Annotated in this window: 19 protein-coding genes; 11 read left to right on the forward strand and 8 right to left on the reverse strand. The window is 46.3% G+C overall.

Going from position 1 to position 19,552, the window contains the following annotated elements:
* Positions 1–191 precede the first annotated feature (191 nt).
* On the forward strand, positions 192–617 hold the full coding sequence (locus RM811_RS04310) for a DUF962 domain-containing protein (RefSeq protein ID WP_402521103.1): 426 nt from the start codon (positions 192–194) through the stop codon (positions 615–617).
* A 47-nt stretch (positions 618–664) separates the two neighbouring features.
* On the opposite strand, the gene RM811_RS04315 is transcribed toward RM811_RS04310, so the two are convergent.
* The 3 genes from RM811_RS04315 to RM811_RS04325 all read right to left on the reverse strand — a co-directional run bounded on the left by RM811_RS04315 (position 665) and on the right by RM811_RS04325 (position 5,085).
* On the reverse strand, positions 665–1,873 hold the full coding sequence (locus RM811_RS04315; protein ID WP_402521105.1) for a C2H2-type zinc finger protein: 1,209 nt from the start codon (positions 1,871–1,873) through the stop codon (positions 665–667).
* Between the two features lie 200 nt (positions 1,874–2,073).
* Entirely contained in the window at positions 2,074–4,158 is a 2,085-nt protein-coding gene (gene recG, locus RM811_RS04320; RefSeq protein ID WP_402521107.1) for an ATP-dependent DNA helicase RecG, read from the reverse strand.
* A gap of 24 nt (positions 4,159–4,182) precedes the next feature.
* Positions 4,183–5,085 carry a hydrogen peroxide-inducible genes activator gene (locus RM811_RS04325; RefSeq protein WP_402521138.1) on the reverse strand — a complete coding sequence of 301 codons (903 nt, stop codon included), beginning with the start codon at positions 5,083–5,085 and terminating at the stop codon, positions 4,183–4,185.
* Between the two features lie 161 nt (positions 5,086–5,246).
* Here RM811_RS04325 and RM811_RS04330 point away from each other — a divergent pair, with 161 nt between their 5' ends.
* The 3 genes from RM811_RS04330 (at position 5,247) to RM811_RS04340 (ending at position 9,378) form a co-directional block, all read left to right on the forward strand.
* The gene (locus RM811_RS04330) at positions 5,247–6,113 is read left to right on the forward strand and encodes an SDR family oxidoreductase (protein WP_402521109.1); all 867 of its coding nucleotides are present in this window, start codon (positions 5,247–5,249) and stop codon (positions 6,111–6,113) included.
* Positions 6,114–6,366: 253 nt separating this feature from the next.
* Positions 6,367–6,936: a hypothetical protein gene (locus RM811_RS04335; RefSeq protein WP_402521111.1), complete on the forward strand. Its 570-nt coding sequence runs from the start codon at positions 6,367–6,369 to the stop codon at positions 6,934–6,936.
* A 360-nt stretch (positions 6,937–7,296) separates the two neighbouring features.
* On the forward strand, positions 7,297–9,378 hold the full coding sequence (locus tag RM811_RS04340) for a phosphotransferase (protein ID WP_402521113.1): 2,082 nt from the start codon (positions 7,297–7,299) through the stop codon (positions 9,376–9,378).
* Positions 9,379–9,451: 73 nt separating this feature from the next.
* Here RM811_RS04340 and RM811_RS04345 read toward each other — a convergent pair whose 3' ends face one another.
* The 3 genes from RM811_RS04345 to rpoZ all read right to left on the reverse strand — a co-directional run bounded on the left by RM811_RS04345 (position 9,452) and on the right by rpoZ (position 12,534).
* Positions 9,452–9,838 carry a RidA family protein gene (locus tag RM811_RS04345; RefSeq protein WP_402521115.1) on the reverse strand — a complete coding sequence of 129 codons (387 nt, stop codon included), beginning with the start codon at positions 9,836–9,838 and terminating at the stop codon, positions 9,452–9,454.
* A 200-nt stretch (positions 9,839–10,038) separates the two neighbouring features.
* Complete coding sequence (gene spoT, locus RM811_RS04350; RefSeq protein WP_402521117.1) at positions 10,039–12,171, reverse strand: bifunctional GTP diphosphokinase/guanosine-3',5'-bis pyrophosphate 3'-pyrophosphohydrolase; 2,133 nt, start codon at positions 12,169–12,171, stop codon at positions 10,039–10,041.
* Positions 12,172–12,285: 114 nt separating this feature from the next.
* Positions 12,286–12,534 (reverse strand): DNA-directed RNA polymerase subunit omega, encoded by a 249-nt coding sequence (gene rpoZ / locus RM811_RS04355; RefSeq protein ID WP_402521119.1) that lies wholly within the window; start codon positions 12,532–12,534, stop codon positions 12,286–12,288.
* A gap of 204 nt (positions 12,535–12,738) precedes the next feature.
* Here rpoZ and RM811_RS04360 point away from each other — a divergent pair, with 204 nt between their 5' ends.
* Positions 12,739–14,538: an aminopeptidase P family protein gene (locus RM811_RS04360; RefSeq protein ID WP_402521121.1), complete on the forward strand. Its 1,800-nt coding sequence runs from the start codon at positions 12,739–12,741 to the stop codon at positions 14,536–14,538.
* Positions 14,539–14,648: 110 nt separating this feature from the next.
* On the opposite strand, the gene gmk is transcribed toward RM811_RS04360, so the two are convergent.
* Positions 14,649–15,263, reverse strand: coding sequence for a guanylate kinase (gmk, locus tag RM811_RS04365; protein WP_402521123.1), 615 nt, complete (start codon positions 15,261–15,263; stop codon positions 14,649–14,651).
* Between the two features lie 467 nt (positions 15,264–15,730).
* A complete protein-coding gene (locus RM811_RS04370) occupies positions 15,731–15,907 on the reverse strand; it encodes a hypothetical protein (protein WP_402521125.1) in 177 nt (58 codons plus the stop codon).
* 344 nt (positions 15,908–16,251) lie between these two features.
* Between RM811_RS04370 and RM811_RS04375 the strand changes: the two genes are divergently transcribed.
* The 6 genes from RM811_RS04375 to RM811_RS04400 form a co-directional block, all read left to right on the forward strand.
* Entirely contained in the window at positions 16,252–16,674 is a 423-nt protein-coding gene (locus tag RM811_RS04375; protein ID WP_402521126.1) for a LexA family protein, read from the forward strand.
* Positions 16,671–17,948 (forward strand): Y-family DNA polymerase, encoded by a 1,278-nt coding sequence (locus RM811_RS04380; protein WP_402521128.1) that lies wholly within the window; start codon positions 16,671–16,673, stop codon positions 17,946–17,948. The genes RM811_RS04375 and RM811_RS04380 overlap by 4 nt, the downstream gene beginning before the upstream one ends.
* A gap of 115 nt (positions 17,949–18,063) precedes the next feature.
* On the forward strand, positions 18,064–18,636 hold the full coding sequence (locus RM811_RS04385) for a hypothetical protein (RefSeq protein WP_402521130.1): 573 nt from the start codon (positions 18,064–18,066) through the stop codon (positions 18,634–18,636).
* Positions 18,633–18,917, forward strand: a complete 285-nt coding sequence (locus RM811_RS04390; protein WP_402521132.1) for a hypothetical protein — start codon at positions 18,633–18,635, stop codon at positions 18,915–18,917. The genes RM811_RS04385 and RM811_RS04390 overlap by 4 nt, the downstream gene beginning before the upstream one ends.
* A gap of 82 nt (positions 18,918–18,999) precedes the next feature.
* Positions 19,000–19,254: a type II toxin-antitoxin system Phd/YefM family antitoxin gene (locus RM811_RS04395; RefSeq protein WP_402521134.1), complete on the forward strand. Its 255-nt coding sequence runs from the start codon at positions 19,000–19,002 to the stop codon at positions 19,252–19,254.
* A partial coding sequence (locus RM811_RS04400) for a hypothetical protein (protein ID WP_402521136.1) occupies positions 19,251–19,552 on the forward strand: 302 nt, incomplete at its 3' end. The genes RM811_RS04395 and RM811_RS04400, both read left to right, overlap by 4 nt.

A 19,552-nucleotide genomic window follows, 5' to 3' on the forward strand; every position in this document is an offset into this window, starting at 1 on the left:
AGATGTGTATAAGAGACAGGCCCTTTATCTGGTAAGAGTTTTTTCGGCTTCACCGGTAAGAGTCTGTAATAAAAATCAGCAAGGGCGAGACGAGAATAGTTGCCGGACAGCTAACTTCTTGTGAGCAACCATCCCCATTGGTAAAGTGGCAATGGGTTACAATAATCACAACAGAAAAAAGGCATCCAGATATGAAAACCATTGAGCAATGGTTTAGTGAGTACGGTGAGAGCCATCAGAACCCTGCCAATAAATTAATCCACTGGTTCTGTGTTCCATCCATCCTTTTCAGTATTGTCGGCCTGCTGTGGTCTATTGCTCCCATATCCGCCTGGGTTGCCATGGCAATCAGCATGCTGTTTTATTTCAAGCTTTCCTTTCGATTATCACTGGCCATGATTATTGTATTTGCACTTTCTGCGGCCTTATCGGAAGGTCTTGGTGAGTACCTGCTGCCATCCAGCATTAGTATTTTTGTTGTAGCCTGGGTATTCCAGTTTGTTGGTCATAAGCTGGAAGGCAAGAAGCCATCCTTTTTCAAGGATGTGCAGTTCCTGTTGATTGGGCCGCTGTGGTGCCTGGGGTTTTTATTCCGAAAATTTAAGATTCACTATTGAGGAAACCTGCGAATAAGTCCCTTTTTCCACAATTACCTCCAGTAGCATCAATGGCCTAAGAGAGTGGAACTGGGCTTATTCGCACCGTTCCTTTTCCTGGAGTTTACTGCCGCAGGTCGATCTGTACGAAAATACATTCCGCCGCTTCGATCACTAGTCTTATGATGTGCAAAAAAATGGGAGCGAGCATTAGCAGCTGTATTAGTCTTTCGATTACAGACCTTACATTGAAATGGCTTTTCTCCTGTGTGGCGCGTTGCGTGATTATTCAGGTGATTTTCCTGGGAAAAAGCTTTTTTGCACACTTTACAAACGAAGGGCTTTGCCCCACCATGATTTAGCAAATGAATCCTCAAGCCCTTTTGGTTAGCAAGTTTTTTTGAACAAACAGCCCATTGGCAAAAAGTACTATTATGATTTCTGGCATGCCCCCTTAAGTGATCATAAAAATCCTTATACGTGGAAAAGTGGCTCTTTTCGCAACTGCCCCACATACATGTTTTTTCTCTATCGGTAGCTCCACTGTTTTTGGCGCCATCGGCAACCTCTGCCAACAACTCTTGCTGTGAAGTTTGTGACTTGCTATCAGAACGAATGTCTTCACTACTATTAAAAACAGAGGAGTCACAACTACTAAAACCAGAAGAGCTATCACTACCGCCTTCTATGCTGCTTGAAGCAGAATGAAAATCCGTCCCGACATCCTCAGCATCATAATTCCGCCCCCCTTTATTTACTTCTCTTGCAAGAAGCCATGATTCCTGTGAATCATTTGCATACTGACTAACAGTTGCCGGATTCAGATCTTGATTCCGTATATCTTCAGGCTCACGCCCTAAGTGAAGATGAGGGTATAAATCAGGATCTATCCATCGATGGGGTGCACAAATAATCGATAGAGAAAGATAGGTCTCCCCACGATATGCCAGGCCTGAGTGTGGCTGCGAATGACTATGATTACTGACAGAAATAGAACTCTCTTGCTCCACGCCTGACCGTGCTACATAACCAGTCTCAACTTGATTTTGAGAACATGGTCTAGATGTTAGATTTACATTCGGCTGATTGCTCAACCAATTCTCTGAGACTGCTCCGAAATCCGTAGAATTCTTAACTTCCTGCCGTTGTACTGTTACACCCGAGCGCACTACTGCCTCACCCAGAGGCGAAATGAATGAGTTCAATTCATCACTAGTCTTCGATACATATTCAGCCGCCTCAGCCAATACAAGCAACTTTGAAACTGGACCATCCACGCTGTGTTATCTCCAGGAATGAGCAACATTCTCTTTGTTCTCTTTGCTTATTTGGACAAGCAAGTAATCGCCAAGTTCACTCTGCCAGGCATCTACTTAACACTTTAGATCAAGACTCTTAGCTAAAATTGAACCATGGTATAAATTATACCCGGTCATATACCGGGTTCGTTTGTCAGACTTACCTGATCAAGAGATAATCAAACATTGGCATACTCCTCACCCTTCCCAAGCCAGCGATCAACCAGAGGCTCAACACTTTCTGGTGAGTGCTGAAGCAATTGCTGGGCTGCAGTGCGAATATCCTCAAGCAAGTCACGATCCCGCTCAAGATCCGCCACCCTGAATTGCGCCAAGCCGGTTTGCCGGGTGCCAAGTACCTGACCAGGGCCCCTTAATTCCAGATCCTTTTCTGCAATAACGAACCCATCACTGGACTCCCGCATCACCTGAAGTCTTTCTTTACTCTGTTGAGACAGCGGTGCGTGGTACATAAGCAGACAATGACTGGCGATACTGCCCCTTCCCACCCGGCCACGTAACTGATGCAACTGAGCCAGACCCAGTCGCTCGGGGTTTTCAATAATCATCAAACTGGCATTGGGGACATCAACCCCAACCTCAATAACCGTGGTGGCTATCAGAAGATGAAGATGGCCGGCCTTAAAAGCAGTCATCACCTCTGCCTTCTCACTGGCCTTCATTCGGCCATGGACCAGGCCAATGGATAACTCCGGTAACGTTTTCCGAAGGTGCTCTGCCGTTACTTCTGCCGCCTGACATTGCAGTGCCTCTGACTCTTCGATCAGCGTACAAACCCAATAGGCCTGACGACCATCAATACAAGCCGTCCGCAGTCGTTGGATTACTTCGTCACGACGATCATCGCCTATCACTACGGTATTCACCGGCGTTCGCCCGGGCGGTAACTCATCGATCACCGAAACATCAAGATCCGCATAGGCACTCATGGCCAGGGTTCTGGGAATGGGCGTTGCGGTCATAATCAGCTGATCAGGCAACCCGCCATTTTTCTCCCCTTTTTTTCTTAACGCCATTCGCTGGTGAACACCAAACCGATGTTGTTCATCAATCACCGCCATTCCAAGCTTATGAAAAGCGACGTCGTCCTGAAACAGGGCGTGGGTTCCCACCACCACCATTGCTTCACCGGAAGCGATTTGTTCCAGAATCGCCTGTCGTTTTTTCCCTTTGGTTTTTCCCGACAGAAATGCCATGGAGATGCCCAATGGTTTCAACCAGTTGGAAAAATTCACCTGATGCTGCTCTGCCAGAATTTCAGTAGGTGCCATAACGGCAGCCTGATAACCATTCTCTACTGCCTGCAATGCGGCCAGGGCAGCGACCACGGTTTTGCCCGAACCCACATCACCCTGAACAAGCCGAAGCATCGGCTTGCCAATGCTCATATCCTGACTGACTTCGTCCATAACGCGCTGTTGAGCGGCGGTCAGGGAAAAGGGAAGTTGTTCGAGCATTTGCCGGGTTAACTGATGTTTAGGTGGCAGTTCAAAACCACCAATAGACTGCACCCGTCTGCGCAGCTGCTGAAGGCTCAGGTTATGGGCCAGCAACTCTTCAAATGCCAGACGTTTCTGGGCAGGATGCCGCCCCTCAATTAACAACAACAGGGACTCATCAGGCGGAGGATTGTGCAGAAGCCGTACCGCTTCCACCAATGAACTGAATCGATATTGCTGACGGATACTGACAGGTAGCAACTCCTGCAATGAGTTCTCATCCGCCAGCAGTTGCAAAGCCTGTTCACAAAGGCTTCGTATTCGCTGTTGCGTCAGGCCTTCGGTTGTCGGATACACCGGCGTCAGTGTTTCTTCTATCTCCACAGGCGCATCCGCTTGAATTACTTTATATTCAGGATGGTAAATCTCCAGCCCCGTCGCACCGCGACGAGGCTCACCAAAACAACGAATTTCCGTACCTGGCTTGAGGCTGTTCTTCTGAGCGGCAGCAAAATGATAAAACCGCAAACTGATGGAACCTGAACCATCACTGATCCGGCAGACCAGGCTGCGACGGCGACCCATCACCACCTCAACCGCCTGTACTTTTCCCTGAATCACCACATCACTGTTTGGATTTGAAGCGCCGATGGGGGTAACTCTGGTTCTATCCTGATAACGCATCGGTAAATGAAAAAGCAGATCCTGAATACTATCAATGCCTATTTTGGCCAGTTTACCGGCCAAAGCCTCTCCCACCCCTTTGAGTGTTGAGACTGAAATAGTATTCAATGACTTATTCACAGTTATAAACCCATCGCCTTTTAATCAGTTAACCGAACATTGTCTTAACGCATCAGAAAGTGCATCAATGGCTTTTGGCCTTGGAAAACTCGCCCGCCAGGCTAATGCCACCGTCCGACCGGGAGAGGGAGAACGGAAAGGCCGGGTACTGAGAATGTTGGGTGCGTAATGATGATCAACAACAGCGGACTGGGGAAGCACACTGATCCCCATACCAGAAGCTACCATATGTCGAATGGTTTCCAGTGACGTTGCCTCAATCCCACTCCCATCTCCTGCGTCCTTTTTACGGGCAAGCACCGGACAGGCTTCCAGTATCTGATCACGGAAACAGTGCCCTTCACCCAGCAACAGCAATTCTTCTTTCGCCAGATCCGCCGGATTAATTTGCGCTTTCTTTTCCCATGGGTGACCACCGGGCAGCAGTACACAAAACGGCTCATCGTAAAGCGATTGGGTCACCACATCCGGCTCATTAAAAGGCAGGGCAATGATAATGGCATCAAGCTCCCCCAAACGGAGTTTCCTGCGCAGGACAGCCGTAAAGTTTTCCTCAATGTAGAGCGGCATCTTTGGGGCAACTTTCGACAGCTCCGGAATCAAATGAGGAAAAAGATAAGGGCCAATGGTGTAAATCGCGCCGATTCGCAAGGGTGTACTAAGCTGATCCTGGCCAGTTTTTGCCAGCTGTTTAATCGCAGCGGCTTCTTCCAGCACTTTCTGCCCCTGACGGATAATCAACTCACCCATGGGCGTTATGCGAACCGCATTTCTTGTACGCTCAAACAGGGCAACACCCAATTCATCTTCCAGCTTTTTGACCCCAACACTCAGGGTTGGCTGGCTGACAAAGCACTTACTGGCAGCTCTGCCAAAATGCTGCTCTTGAGCAAGGGTGACAATGTAGCGAAGTTCTGTCAGTGTCATGGTTTTTTCAACGGCCTTGATGAACCAGCTTGATAAACAGTGCCGAAAGACTGGCAAGGATGTTCGTGCCATCTATAATACTGTAATTTTATACAGTTACATAAAAAATGAATCGCTATTATGTTTTTTCTGAAGATTATATCAAGTAATAGAGATTGGCTATGAACAAGCTCAATATATTGATTGCGGGCTGCGGAGCTGTTGGCTGCGAACTCGGCAGACAACTTACCTCCATGAAATGCTTTAATGTCTGGGGCCTGCGCAGAAATATTTCAAAACTTCCATCCGGTGTACATCCGATTCAAGGTGATCTGTTTCAAGAAGAAGGCCTTGGTCAGTGGCCAGAGCACTTGGATTATGTTGTCTATTCTGCCGCATCGGATGGAAGCTCCGAAGAGCAATACCGAAGGGCTTATATTAGTGGACTCCAGAATATTCTGAGCCGACTTACGAAAAAGAATGACCACCCCAAACGAATTCTCTTTACTTCCAGTACCAGTACCTTTCACCAAAATGATGGAGAGTGGGTGAATGAAATATCTGAGACCTGCCCCATAAAACTCAATGGCAAGGTAATGCTGGAAGCGGAAGCGTTGTTACGCAACTCGCCATTCCCGACAACGGCCATTCGTTTTGGCGGCATCTATGGACCCGGCCGAAACCGTCTTGTTAATCGGGTTTTAAAAGGTGAAGGCTGTCCAAAAGAGCCGCTGATATACAGTAACCGGATTCACCAGAAGGACTGCGCTGGCATTATTGCTCACCTGATTCGCAGAGATATGGATAACCTGCCTGTTGATAACTTATACCTGGGAACCGATAGCGATCCGGCGACCACCCACGATGTGCTGCAATGGCTGGGCCAGCAACTTGATGTGACACTGGATAATGTTAATTACCCATCACCACCATCGTCACAACAAGGGGGAAACAAAAGATGCTCAAACCAGAGGCTTATGGAAACGGGCTATAAATTTTACTTCCCCGACTTCAAAGCCGGTTACTCTGGCCTTCTTCACGATAGATAATAAGTTTCAATACTCAGGTTCTGTTGACATCAGGTTGTCAACAGAACCTGATAATCCACAATGAGAAAAAGCCTGAAATACCCTTACTCACAGCTTATTTACCACTTACCATAGTATAATTCACAGAGTTATCCACAGAACCCACGAAAACAGAGTACGACTAACCAGCTTTGTCACTATTTTTGAACTATCAACTTAAAAATCTTTCTAATCGATTGAAAGTTCAATTTTCAACTAATAAAAAGGTTATCTTGTGGGTATAGTCCAATCAACGCCAATTGTGCCAACGAATATCTGGGAAAAAGGTCAAGATTCGGAAAGTGACCAAAACAGTGAGTCTTTATCTTCCGCCTTTGGACGATCCGTTACTTCATGTTTAAATGAAGCATATGAGACTATAAAAGAAATAGATAAAATACATATACGAAAACACATAACCAGTGATTATGCAGGTCTTTCACTTGCCAAATCTGCCTATGTACTACTCAATGTCACTCGGTTGACTTTAGAAGCCTCTTATTGTTTCGCCTCAGGACTAATTACATGTGAATTAACATCTTATGACTCTTCCGGATTAGCTGGAGACCAGCAACAAGCTGTAATTGCACAAAAAGAGTTAAACCTGAACCCGTTAGAAATGGTGGATTTATCAGGACAGAACCATTGCCAGTTCTATGCCGACTGCAAAGAATGTCACCTGCTGCAAACCGAACCCGGTACAGTAGATAAAACCCCTCAAACTCTACAAATCAATGAAAGCGAAGATCAAGGCTCTGGCAATACGGTTTCACAAGAAAACCATTATGATTCTGAGATATTCTAACCAGAAAACCATCAAAACTGGCTATCCTCATTATTTTACAGATTCCAAGGGTGGCACTCATAAACCTTATGCTTAGATGAGTTCTAATTATTATTTGAACTTTTTCTTAAAACTTCAGTCTTAATAAAGTAAGTTCGACAAATGAAATTTAGTATTTTTTATACGATAGGTAAAAAATAGATTTGAACCAATTATTCTGCAGGAATATCTGGCTGAATTCTGACGAGATTTATTGAGTTAAACAACAAATTAACCTACCAAATCTCATGGTTTGAAACCTTTCCCAAACCTAACCAGTTGATACTAAAGCATAAATTAATAGCTATATGATATTTTAACTATAAATTAAAGGACCTGAAAATGAATCTATCAACTGCGCCATTAGCACCTGACCTTGATAATAATGCATTCCAGAATAACCTGACGAAACAAAACATTGTTAATAATCCATCACCGAACAACCTACCGGAACCGGTCAGGTTTTCTAATAGAAGTGTCTCCACAACGCCTCCCAAAAAAAGCATTTGGTCTTCAATTAAAAGTGTTCCGCGCAAGATATCCATTTTCTTCAGGGCTGTAGCTAAAGTCGTTGTTCTTGGTTATTATTTTGTGAAGCATGTCGTTATAAAAAAGCCTGTTGACACACCCCAAAAGCTTAATTCCATTTTAAATAACCTGGGCCCAGCTTTTGCAAAAATCATGCAACCAATGATCGGTAACATCGGAGAGTCTTCATCTTTGGTATCACAAGGTTTGTTAAGATTCCCCGATGACAAAAAAGATTTCACTCCTGATGAAACACGAAAAATAAAGGAAATGACGACGGCAGTCAAAGGCATTCTTGATAACATCAAAACAACCGATATGACCTGTGAGCAAGCACAAACAATACTGAATAAGCGCTTCAAGGGGAAATACACAGTTGGAGATTGTTTGGGTGCAGGTACAATCGCCTCCTGCTATGAGATTACATCTAATACCGATGGTACAAAATATGTGGCTAAAGTCATGTCTCCAAAAACTGAGGACCAGCTTGCTGTAGGTATAAGATCTCTGGAACTATTTAGCTGGCTGATTCCTAAATCATTCAAATCTATCGTCCAGTCGACATTGAGCGCTTTCAGGGACGAATGCAATTTAAGCTCCGAGCACAGAAAACTCTGCGGATTCAGAACTGCCATTATGGCGGCTGATAAATTAGGCAGATTCAGCCATAAGCTGGAAAAAACCAAATATACAACGCTCAATGGCCATCAAATCCCTGAGCCAGACATAACGACTATTGAAGCAGACCTGTCATTTTCAGTTCCTGAAGCAGTCGAGCCTTTAGACCCGAACAATGATAATTTGCTAATAATGCAGAAAGCAGATGGGCATACCCTTGCTACTCTGATGACAAATAGAGCTCTTTTCTCACAAGAGTTCAAAAAATGTTTTGCTCGAGATCCAGAAACTGTCGATCAGCAAAGAGAAGATGACCATGATGAGTTACAATCTCTGGAGAGCGCTATTCTCGAGCGAGTTTCTGCGAAATGGAATCAGGTGCTGGCAACACAGGGCTGGGTTCATGGAGATCTTCACCCTGGCAACATAATGATCTCATTTAAGCCAGACAATAAAATTGTTGTTTCATTAATTGACCTTGGGAACAGTCTTAAATTAGAAGATTCTGAACTTCAATTTGTAAAGGATTTATTTAATTCTGTGAAATCCTTTGCTGCAACAACAAAGACTCCAGGAGACATGATCAACCCAGAGTATCCTAATTTTAGGCGCCCTATATACCATGTAACAGGCAATAACAAAGAAAAAATATTAGACAATCTTTATTCTAATGACGCAGAACAAATAAAATCCCTGTTTGATCTTGTTATGAGGCAGGCTTCTAACAAAAAATTAAGTGATAAGATGAAAGAAAATATTTATAGAGCTATGTTTTACCGTCTCTCACATTGCCGATTTATGGGTACTCCAGCTAAGTGGAATATTGACTTCTCATTATCGCACATTCTGTCCGAATTTATGGCCTGTGGTGTTAAATTTCCCCAAAATTTATACCACTTACTCTCTGCAACGATGAGAGGACAGGTGCATCTGGATTCTGACATTATTACTACTGGCAGGTTGCCGGTAAGAACAGCACCAATGCCAGCACCAGCGTCAGTGCCAATGCCAGTGCCAATGCCAATACCAATGCCAATGCCAATGCCAGTTAGTCAGCCCGATAATCAGTTTTCGTGGCCCAATATGTATGATTCACCTGATCATGTAGCTCTTTCGATACCAGAGAATACTAGTGCCCATGAAGACCTGCGCCATCATAGTCCATCATGCTTACGTCACTTGCCCGATGAACTTGGCAATAATCCATTGATAAATGACCCCAATAACAATAGATGGCCCCCTGCTCCATGGATATCTCACTCCCCTCAGGAGGTATGAGAGAATTTTCGCCTGAGCATACCCCCCTCTCTTTCGATAATTAATATCGAAAGAGAGGTCATTTAAAAAAACATCACTTCAATTCCAGAATTGCCTCTATCTCCACAGGCACACCCTTTGGTAACTCTTTTACGCCAACAGCAGCACGGGCAGGATAAGGCTGCTGAAAATACTCAGCCATCACTTCATTTACTTCTGCAAAGTTCCCCATATCAGTCAGGAAAATAAAAACCTTTGCAGCGTCATCTAAAGTACCACCAGCCGCCTGGGCAATGGCTTTAAGGTTTTCAAAACAGAGGCGGGTCTTGTCTTTAAAGCTTCCTTCCAATAACTCCATGGTTTGTGGAACCAGTGGTATCTGACCAGAAATATAAACAGTCGTCCCTGCTTTTACTGCTTGAGAATAGGTGCCAATGGCCTGTGGCGCCTTTTCGGTATTAATCGTCTGCCTGTTACTCATTACTTCTCTCACTTAAGCCTGAAAATCAGAAGCCTGCAGGAGTAAAGATGTTCCTGCAGGCTTCAGGGAAAACCGAAATGGAAAAGACTCGATACTAGGGGGTAAACATTATTTTTCAAGGATTTGAGTCAATATTTACCGGATAGTGATTGCTAATTTAAAAAGAACACGACTATCACCGTGTTTTATGGATGACTGTCTTATGAGTCACGGCGTCGTCGAATGATGGAGTGGACACCCTTAATAACTCTGAGTCGTTTAATAATTTTTGCCAGATGAAGCCGGTCACGGACACTCAACAGTAGCTGAACAATACTGCATCGAGAATCCTGCTCAACCATGCTGATCTTTTCAATATTTCCCTCCACCACTGTGATGGCAGTGGCCAGAGAAGCAATCATACCGCGATGGTGTTCCAGCTCGACACTAAGCTCCACGGTAAATTCACCGGAAACTTCTTTATCCCATTCAACTTCCAGAATCTTCTCGGGATTATGTCGAATCTCAGAAACATTCGGGCAGGTGTCGGTGTGGATAACAATACCCCGACCAGAGCTGACATGGCCAACCACCGGATCTCCGGGGATGGGATAACAGCACTTGCCAAAACTGATAACCATGCCTTCGGAGCCCCGAATAGACAACGGCTTCTCACTGTTGGAAAGATCCAGCTGACTTTTATGCTCCGGAAGACTCCCTGGTTCCACCAGAATTTTGGCGACGATATAAGCCATACGATTACCGAGGCCGATATCTTCGAGCAGCTCATCAAGGTTATCCAGATTAAATACCGAGAGCTGCTTACCAAGCGTCTCTTCACCGATTTTCTCCAGGTCACTGTCAAAACTGACCAGGGCTTTATTCAACAGACGTCGACCCAGGGCAATCGACTCATTTCTCCGCTGGTTCTTGAGGAAATGACGGATGTTGGATCGTGCTTTACCGGTAATAACAAAGTTCAACCAGGCCGCATTGGGTCTGGCGCCCGGAGCAGTGACAACCTCTACAGTTTGTCCGCTTTGCAGTGGCTGACTGAGAGATGCCAGACGTTTATTTATACGACATGCGACACAGGTGTTGCCGACATCCGTGTGAACAGCGTAAGCATAATCAACCGCTGTCGCACCTTTGGGTAACTCAAAAATATGCCCCTTGGGCGTGAATACATAGACTTCATCCGGAAAGAGATCGATCTTCACGCTCTCAATAAACTCCAGGGAGTCGCCAGCGTTCTTCTGTAGCTCAAGTACGCCCTTAAGCCATTGACGGGTTCTTGCATGGCTACCGGACAGTGCTTCTTCACCAGACTTATAAAGCCAGTGGGCAGCAATGCCATTGTTGGCCATATCTTCCATCTCCTGAGTACGGATCTGGATTTCTATGGGCACGCCATGCATACCAAACAGTGTGGTATGAAGCGACTGGTAGCCATTGGCTTTAGGGATAGCAATGTAATCTTTAAAACGCCCGGGAATAGGCTTATAAAAATTATGGACGATACCCAGTGCCCGATAACAGCTGTCGACTTTATCCACAATGATTCTGAACGCAAACATGTCCATGATGTCATCAAAGGACTTGCGCTGATTCTTCATCTTGCTGTAAATGCTGTAGAGGTGTTTTTCCCGTCCAACAACCCGGCCTTTCAGGCCTTCTTCCTCCAGCCGGGCGGCAATCGCCTGCTGAACCTGCCCTACCAGATTTTTACGGTTACCACGGGCATTTTTCACGGCCTGACGAATAAGCCGGGAGCGCATGGGATACATGGCAAAAAAGCCAAGGTCTTCCAGTTCTGTCCTCATCGTGTGCATGCCAAGACGATTGGCAATGGGAACATACATCTCCAGCGTTTCTTTGGCGATACGGCGGCGCTTATCAGGCCGCAGCACACCCAGGGTACGCATGTTATGAAGACGGTCAGACAGCTTAACCAGGATAACCCGTATATCCTTGGCCATGGCCAGCGCCATTTTCTGGAAGTTTTCGGCCTGAGCCAGGGTTTTGTTTTCAAAGTGCATATGGGTCAGCTTACTGACCCCATCCACAATATCCGCCACAACATTGCCAAATTGCTCAGCAATGTCCTGCTTTTCGATACCGGTATCTTCGATGACATCATGCAGCATGGCGGCCATCAGGCTCTGATGGTCCATGTGCATATCCGCAAGAATGGAGGCTACTTCAAGGGGATGAATAATGTAAGGGTCGCCACTTCGGCGTGTTTGTCCGTCATGAGCCTGCTCAGCGTAATAGTAGGCCCGACGAACCAGGTTGACCTGCTCGGGATTCAGATAGGACTTCAAGCGGCCGGCAAACTCATCAATGGTCAGCAAAGTCCGCTCCTTACGCGCAGCTCTTCCATTACACCTTCTTAATCTTCCAAGACTTTTATCTTCAAGACATGATCTTCAAGACATGATCTTCAAGACAGTACGAAGGTAAAACGCTTACTCTACACCAGCCAGAAACATGGCTGCGTCATCGTCATCAATCATACGGTCATCAAGTAAAAGGGCGGTAACCAGCCCTTCTGCAATTTCACGCAGCGCAACAACCGTTGGTTTATCATTTTCCCAAGCGACCTTGGGGTCTTTACCACCAATCGTTAACTGCCGCGAACGCTTGGAGGCAACCATAACCAGTTCAAATCGGTTGTCTACATGATCCAGACAGTCTTCTACAGTTACTCGAGCCACATTTTACTCCATCAATTAGTACTAAATGCCGGTTTGCCGGACCCTTCAGTGTACTTTACGACCTATAGCCAGACAAGCTTTAGCGCAGTTAGTGTTTGCTCCATTGAGACTGCGGATTATAGTATCCATAAGCATTCTGAATGCAGATTGATATGCCTACTTGAAAATAATTTACTGCACGGTCAAAAGCCCGGAATAAATACTATGGTCAATACCTCTAACAGCCCTGAGAGCACCAGGGAAATCAACGATCTTCGCAGAGCAATGGCAAAGCATGGCATCGACGCCTGGATCATCCCATCTTCCGATGCACATAACAGTGAGTACGTGGCCAGACATTGGGAAGGTCGTGCCTGGCTGTCCGGATTTACCGGGTCTGCAGGTACAGTTGTGGTCACCAGGGATAAAGCGGCTCTATGGACAGATGGCCGATATTTTATCCAGGCAGCAGAACAACTTGCTGGCTCAGGGATAACCCTGATGAAAGATGGTCAGCCCGGGGTTCCTGCAATGGCAGACTGGGTTGCGAAGGAGGTGAAAAAACAAGGGGTTGTAGGCTTTGATGGTGCAGTTCTGACTCTGGGCACCACAAGAAATCTCGAGAAAAAGCTGGCCGATAAAACTATTTCTTTGAAAGGAGACAATGACCTTCTGAAAGAAATCTGGGCAAATCGTCCAGAGCTGCCGGCTGAACCCGTATTTCTCCACGACGCGTTTTACGCGGGCAAAAGCCTCATGGATAAAGTCGCTGAAGTACGCGAGGCCCTGACAGAGAGAAAGGCAACAGAACTACTCATCACCACACTGGATGATATTGCCTGGCTGTTTAACCTCCGGGGTTCTGATATTGAGTGTAACCCCGTCTTTCTTGCCTATGCCCTGATCTCCCAGGAGAGCATTACTCTATTCACCAACAAAAGCCGAATTGAAACAGACGCCCTGACTGTACTTGAAAGTGCCGGTGTAAAAATAGCAGGCTATCATGAAATTCCGGGCAGACTATCAAGCCTTCCGGATAACACCCATCTGATGCTGAACCCTGTCAGCACCAGTTATAAGCTTGCCTCTGTTATTCCTCCATCCGTTGCCCTTATTGAAGACCGGCTGCCGACTACCGACCTGAAAGCCATCAAAAACAGCACAGAGATTGAGCGAATGAAAGAGTGCCATCGTCGGGATGGTGCCGCGATGGTTCGCTTTATCCGCTGGCTCGAAAACAATATACCTGCGGGAGAGTTGAACGAGGTCAACATTGACGAGCAGCTGCTGCAGTTCCGCTCAGAGTCAGAATATTTCAGAGGGGTGAGCTTCCCTTCTATTGTTGGCTACGCCGGGCATGGCGCAATCTGCCACTACCGGGCAGATGAAGAATCCGCGTATAAGATTGAAACCAAAGGGTTACTGTTAATCGACTCCGGCGGCCAATACCCCGATGGTACTACCGATATCACTCGCACCTTCGCCTGCGGTGAGATGACCGATGAGGAGATGAGGGACTATACACTGGTACTGAAGAGTCATATCGCTTTGGCTACCGCTAAATTCAAGGAAGGAACCCGGGGTATACAGCTGGATGCCATTACCCGACAGCCATTATGGAGTCAGGGTATCGACTTTAATCATGGTACTGGTCATGGCGTTGGTTATTTTCTAAATGTGCATGAAGGCCCGCAAAGCATCAGCCCGAGATGGTTTGATGTTGCCCTGAAACCCGGCATGCTAATTACCGATGAGCCTGGCATTTACCGTGATAACAAGCATGGAATAAGACTGGAAAATATCATGCTGATTGCTGAGGATATGGAGAATGAGTTTGGAAAGTTCTTCAAACTCATTCCCATGACACTGGTACCCTTTGATACCCAACCACTGGTTAAGGAATTGATGACAGACTCAGAGATCCAGTGGCTGAACAGTTATCATGGGACGGTGAGAAAAGAGCTATCCAAATCAGTGCAGGGTGAAGATCTAAAGTGGTTGGAACAGGCGACACAACCCATTTGAAGCAGTGTATTCAGGAAACTGAGACCTGCTAGAGGCCGTTGCCCGTAAAGCGCAAGCGAACCCGGCTTTTTCGGGCAACGGGCGGCGGGCAACGGACAACGTTCTTTTCTTTAGCCAAGCAAACCTTTTATCAAACCTTCTTTGTAATGCTGCATCCAGTTAATGGACAGACGCTGGCTACGAATAATGGTTTGCAGGTCTCGCAAGGCAAGATCAAATTCGTCGTTAATCACCAGATACTGGAACTCACCATAGTGAGACATCTCACTGACGGCCTGAGACATACGTCTCTCAATAATTGAGAGATCATCCGTACCCCGACCGATCAGTCGCTCTCTCAAGGCCTCCAGAGAAGGCGGCAGGATAAAGATTGAAACCGCATCAGGCATCAGCCTGCGTACCTGCTGAGCACCCTGCCAGTCTATTTCAAGAATAACGTCTTCACCCTTATTCAGCTGTTCCCGAACCCAATGTTCCGAGGTGCCATAATAATTGCCAAACACCTCTGCATGCTCAAGAAACATGCATTTTTCAAGCATCTCCCGAAAGGTATCAACCGTAGTAAAGTGATAGTTCACTCCATCCTGCTCACCAGGCCGTATACTGCGGGTTGTATGGGAAACAGACACCCCGACATGAGGCGTGGATTCAACCATTGCCTTAACCAGGCTGGTTTTTCCAGCCCCGGAAGGCGCTGCAATAATGTAAAGCTTGCCAATATTCATGAAAACTCCAGGGAGATCACCCTGTATTGAACCTATATCCTATAGAATAAGCCAGACTAAAGAGTCGCCCTATTCTTTATGAGTAGAGAGAGGATAGTTAATTGATTTTAAATGACGTTGTTACTCAATATTCTGGATCTGCTCTCTTAGTAAAAGACTAACCGCATGATTTTAAAGACCTTAATTTTACGATCATAAATTTCTGTCACCATTCTGTCACCAAATTTACTTTATAACCACGAACAACTGCGAACATTTTTCTTAATAGATTGGAACGATTATTTTAATGTGGGTGACTATATCAGACACCTTCACCGTCTGCCTTCTCCTCTTTCCGACCTTGCTTTCGTGGGGTGGATGCCAATCATCACTACCAGCAGACATACCACCACACTGGCTTCGTGCAACACCCGGGTATAAAGACAGGGCTACTGCCAGTGCCGGTGTTAGGATAAAAACCAATCGCATCAGACCAGCATCCCCCTCAACCGATCCTGATCGTTTATCACTGCCTCAAATTCAGCCGGTGTTTCGGTTTCAATAATCGTTCCCAGATACGACGGGTCCGCATCATCAACCAACTTGATTAACGTGTAGCGGTAGACTTCCGGGTAATCTCTTTCCTGCCGGGCAGCAGGCTGCACCCATATCTGAAGCACCAGTCCGTTTTGTCGGAAGATAAACGAGGGGCAAAATTGTGATAGGAGTAATCCTGGAAGTAGCCGGGTATATTAATACCCAGATCTTTAGTCTTTGCCAAACTCGGTTTAATAATGTATTCCATCGCCTTTCTATTATTGCTTCACGCTGGCACCCCGAACACTAAACCAGCCTGCGCTAAACTCATCCGTCAGCAGTCTCTTCCAATATGAAATGAGCCTAAAGGGAGTCCATATTTCCAACATTCCCTTCTCAGTCAATCGTTGACACGCACTCCTGGAATATTGAATATACTGTATTAATAAACAGTAAACTCAATGGTGCGGCAATGAAGCCTATTCCACTAAATCCCAAAACAGATTCCAGGAAATACCCCTTTTATCAAAGTCCCGCAGCCTGTGGTTTTGTCAGCCCGGCAGCTGACTACCTGCAAGAAACCTTATCGCTGGATCAGCTGCTTATTCACCATCCTGCTGCTACTTTCTTTGCCAGAGCCAAAGGTAAATCCATGGAAGGCGCTGGCATCTTTGATGACGACATCCTGATTATTGACCGTTCGCTTACGGCGAAAAGTGGCGATGTTATTATCGCCTTGCTGGATGGTGAGCTGATCGTTAAGCGACTGGTCTGCAGGAACGGCAGAGTCTTTTTAGAATCTGAGCACCCGGAGTATCCCGCCATCACCATTAATGCCGAACAGGATCTTGATGTTTGGGGTGTGGTGACCAACGTCATTCACAGTCTCCGATGAAATCAGTCATTGCCCTCTGTGATGCCAACAGTTTTTATTGTTCCTGCGAGCAGATCTTTGACCCCACCCTGATCGGTAAGCCCTTAGGCGTGTTGAGCAATAACGACGGTTGCATTGTCGCCAGAACCAGAGAGCTCAAAGCCATGGGGGTTGCCATGGGAACGCCAGCCTTCAAAGTTCGGCAACAGGTTGAGCGAGGGGAGATCACCCTGAAAAGCTCCAACTACACGCTCTATGGCGATATGTCCTCCCGCTTTATGTCGGTACTGGAACACTTCAGCCCCAACCTTGAGGTCTATTCCATTGATGAAGCCTTTGTCGACCTGTCCGGTTTTCCATTACAGCAGTTGGAGCGAATTGGAACTGATATGAAAGAACGGGTCCACCGTTGGACAGGCTTGCCTATCGGGGTGGGAATATCGACGACCAAGACGCTCACTAAATTGGCCAACTATGCTTCCAAACGATACCCTGCCACGGGTGGCGTTGTGGACTTAACCAGCCCATCACGTCAACAACGGCTTATGGATATTACTCCAGTGGGTGAAGTGTGGGGCGTCGGGCGTCGTATTGGTGCAAAACTGGAAGCAGCGGGGATTCACACGGCCGCACAGCTGGCAGCCACCCATCGGGGATGGATAAAAAAACAGTTTTCAGTGGTATTGGAGAGGACAGTCTGTGAACTGCAGGGAGAAAGTTGCATTCCCTGGGAAGAGGAAAGTAAAGGTAACAAACATCAGATTATGTGCTCACGGAGCTTTGGTAAACGGGTGACCACGAAAGAGGAATTGCATTCTGCCCTGGCCAGCTTTATCAGCAGGGCTTGTGAAAAACTCCGGGCGCAAAATCAATTTGCCCGTGAAGCCATTATCTTTATTCGCACGGATTCCTTCCAGCAGGACTCGCCCCAGACCAGCCGCTCTCTGAAATTAATGGTTCCCTCACCCACCAGCGATACCAGACCATGGCTTCAACAGTTGGGAGCCGCTCTGGAGGTGATTTATCAACAAGGGTACGAATATAAAAAGGCGGGCTTTGCCCTGATGGAGCTCTGTCATGATCAGGGCTATCAGGGGGATTTATTGATGCCACACAGCATGCCGGAAACCACCGCCATGATGTCCGTACTGGATACCATTAACCGAAAATATGGCAGAAACACGGTAAGACCGGGTTCAGTGGGATTCGCCAAAAAAGGCTGGCATATGAATCAGCAGTCGCTCAGCCAGAGCTACACGACAAACTGGGCGGAAATCGTCACCGTTAAATCATGAATTTTCACAATAAGGATCTCTTTCCAGTTTTCCCAGACACGGTTTCAATAGGTGACCATTGGAATCCCGCTGTACTTTTATTATTCTGATATAAAAGAAATCACCGGGCCTTGCCATGCACCAGCTGGACCAACCTTGCAGCAAACACTTCACCTACCGGCAACTGATTGAGTGCGGTGAAACCTGGCAATCATCGTCTATTGATAACCTGCCGCTGGATGAGCAAAGCTGGCAAGCGCTTGCCGATTTGGCGACCCATATACTTGATCCGGTTTATGAGCAATTTGGTGGCCTGGAAATCACTTATGGCTTTTGTTCCCCCTCATTGGCTACTGCAAGAAAAAAACTGGCCAAAGAACAGGGCGTGCTGCCCTCTATATATCCCACACTGGATCAACACAGCTGCCTTGAAAAAAATAAGAAGGGAGACATCATCTGCCCTCGCGGAGGAGCAGCCTGTGACTTTCATGTTCCTGACACCTCATCACTGGAGGTAACCATCTGGCTCGTTAAGCAGCTCCCCTTTGACAGGCTCTACTTTTATGGACATGACAAGCCCATTCACGTTAGCTATAACAGTGGTTCTCAAAGTGCTGCAATATCCATAATGACACCAAAAACCAATGGTCAGGGTTATATCCCCCGAACGCTGTCTTCTGAGCGTTTTCTTGAGCAATTTCAGCTATGAATGAACAAGAGTGGTTTGAAACGGTTGCACAACTGGAGCTTGGTAAAAAACTGCCTAAAGCACTCTATCTGCACCGTTCGGCGCTGAGTAAAACCTCACCGGATTTATTCTCATGGATTCACCAGAAAGCCGAAAGCGCAGCCATACCAGAACAGCACTGGAATATCATTCGTCTCCATAAAGACTGTTTCAAAGTCACCCTGCTCTACTACCCGGGTTTCTACGACGAATCCTATCCGCCATTGCATTTCAGTTATGGGCTAGACCTCGCCAAACTGTAAACCGGACAAGAGCAGCTTGCCACACCCCGATAGCAAAAGATCTATATATGGACTATATTTAGGCCATAAAACAGGAGACAGAATGATGCGAATTGAATCGATCAGCTTCGTAAAAAAGAATGCGGCTAACCTGGATCTGGAAGAACCTATCGTCGTGACACAGAACGGCAAACCGGTCTATGTCATTGAATCCTTTGAAGATAGAGAACGCAGGCAAGAAGCTACCGCTTTGCTGAAACTATTGTCTTTTGGAGCCAAAGATGAGGCTGAGGGGAAAACACTGTCTGGTAGCCAGGTGTTAAACAATATCAGGGAAAAGTATTTGGATAATAAATGATGCGGGTTATCTACCTTGAGTCCTATCAGCTCTCTATGGAGCTGGTGATAGAACACAATGCATCCAGACATCCTGAAAACCTGCGAGACCATATCGATAAACTCGCTGAAATCCAGGTTGCTTTTGAAACGCAAGTTACTGAGAACCCAAAATCGTGCCCCGTCAATTACGATCTCGAGCGTTATTTTGGAATGCAGTTTCGCGAATACCATAAAGATGGCTACAGGATTCTCTATCGGGCTGATGACTCAAAAGCGGTAATCGTGACCTTCATCTTTATGAACCAGCTTCAAAAGAC

Origin of the sequence: Endozoicomonas sp., assembly GCF_031844845.1 — a bacterium.
Taxonomy (GTDB): domain Bacteria; phylum Pseudomonadota; class Gammaproteobacteria; order Pseudomonadales; family Endozoicomonadaceae; genus Endozoicomonas.

What these genes read in the sequence shown, in the direction of transcription:
- RM811_RS04380 (WP_402521128.1), top strand. Translation starts at nt 16,671, where the DNA reads ATGAAATCAGTCATTGCCCTCTGTGATGCCAACAGTTTTTATTGTTCC.
- RM811_RS04360 (WP_402521121.1), top strand. Translation starts at nt 12,739, where the DNA reads ATGGTCAATACCTCTAACAGCCCTGAGAGCACCAGGGAAATCAACGAT.
- RM811_RS04385 (WP_402521130.1), top strand. Translation starts at nt 18,064, where the DNA reads ATGCACCAGCTGGACCAACCTTGCAGCAAACACTTCACCTACCGGCAA.
- RM811_RS04345 (WP_402521115.1), bottom strand. Translation starts at nt 9,838, where the DNA reads ATGAGTAACAGGCAGACGATTAATACCGAAAAGGCGCCACAGGCCATT.
- RM811_RS04310 (WP_402521103.1), top strand. Translation starts at nt 192, where the DNA reads ATGAAAACCATTGAGCAATGGTTTAGTGAGTACGGTGAGAGCCATCAG.
- RM811_RS04325 (WP_402521138.1), bottom strand. Translation starts at nt 5,085, where the DNA reads ATGACACTGACAGAACTTCGCTACATTGTCACCCTTGCTCAAGAGCAG.
- gmk (WP_402521123.1), bottom strand. Translation starts at nt 15,263, where the DNA reads ATGAATATTGGCAAGCTTTACATTATTGCAGCGCCTTCCGGGGCTGGA.
- RM811_RS04390 (WP_402521132.1), top strand. Translation starts at nt 18,633, where the DNA reads ATGAATGAACAAGAGTGGTTTGAAACGGTTGCACAACTGGAGCTTGGT.
- RM811_RS04330 (WP_402521109.1), top strand. Translation starts at nt 5,247, where the DNA reads ATGAACAAGCTCAATATATTGATTGCGGGCTGCGGAGCTGTTGGCTGC.
- RM811_RS04340 (WP_402521113.1), top strand. Translation starts at nt 7,297, where the DNA reads ATGAATCTATCAACTGCGCCATTAGCACCTGACCTTGATAATAATGCA.
- RM811_RS04395 (WP_402521134.1), top strand. Translation starts at nt 19,000, where the DNA reads ATGATGCGAATTGAATCGATCAGCTTCGTAAAAAAGAATGCGGCTAAC.
- RM811_RS04375 (WP_402521126.1), top strand. Translation starts at nt 16,252, where the DNA reads ATGAAGCCTATTCCACTAAATCCCAAAACAGATTCCAGGAAATACCCC.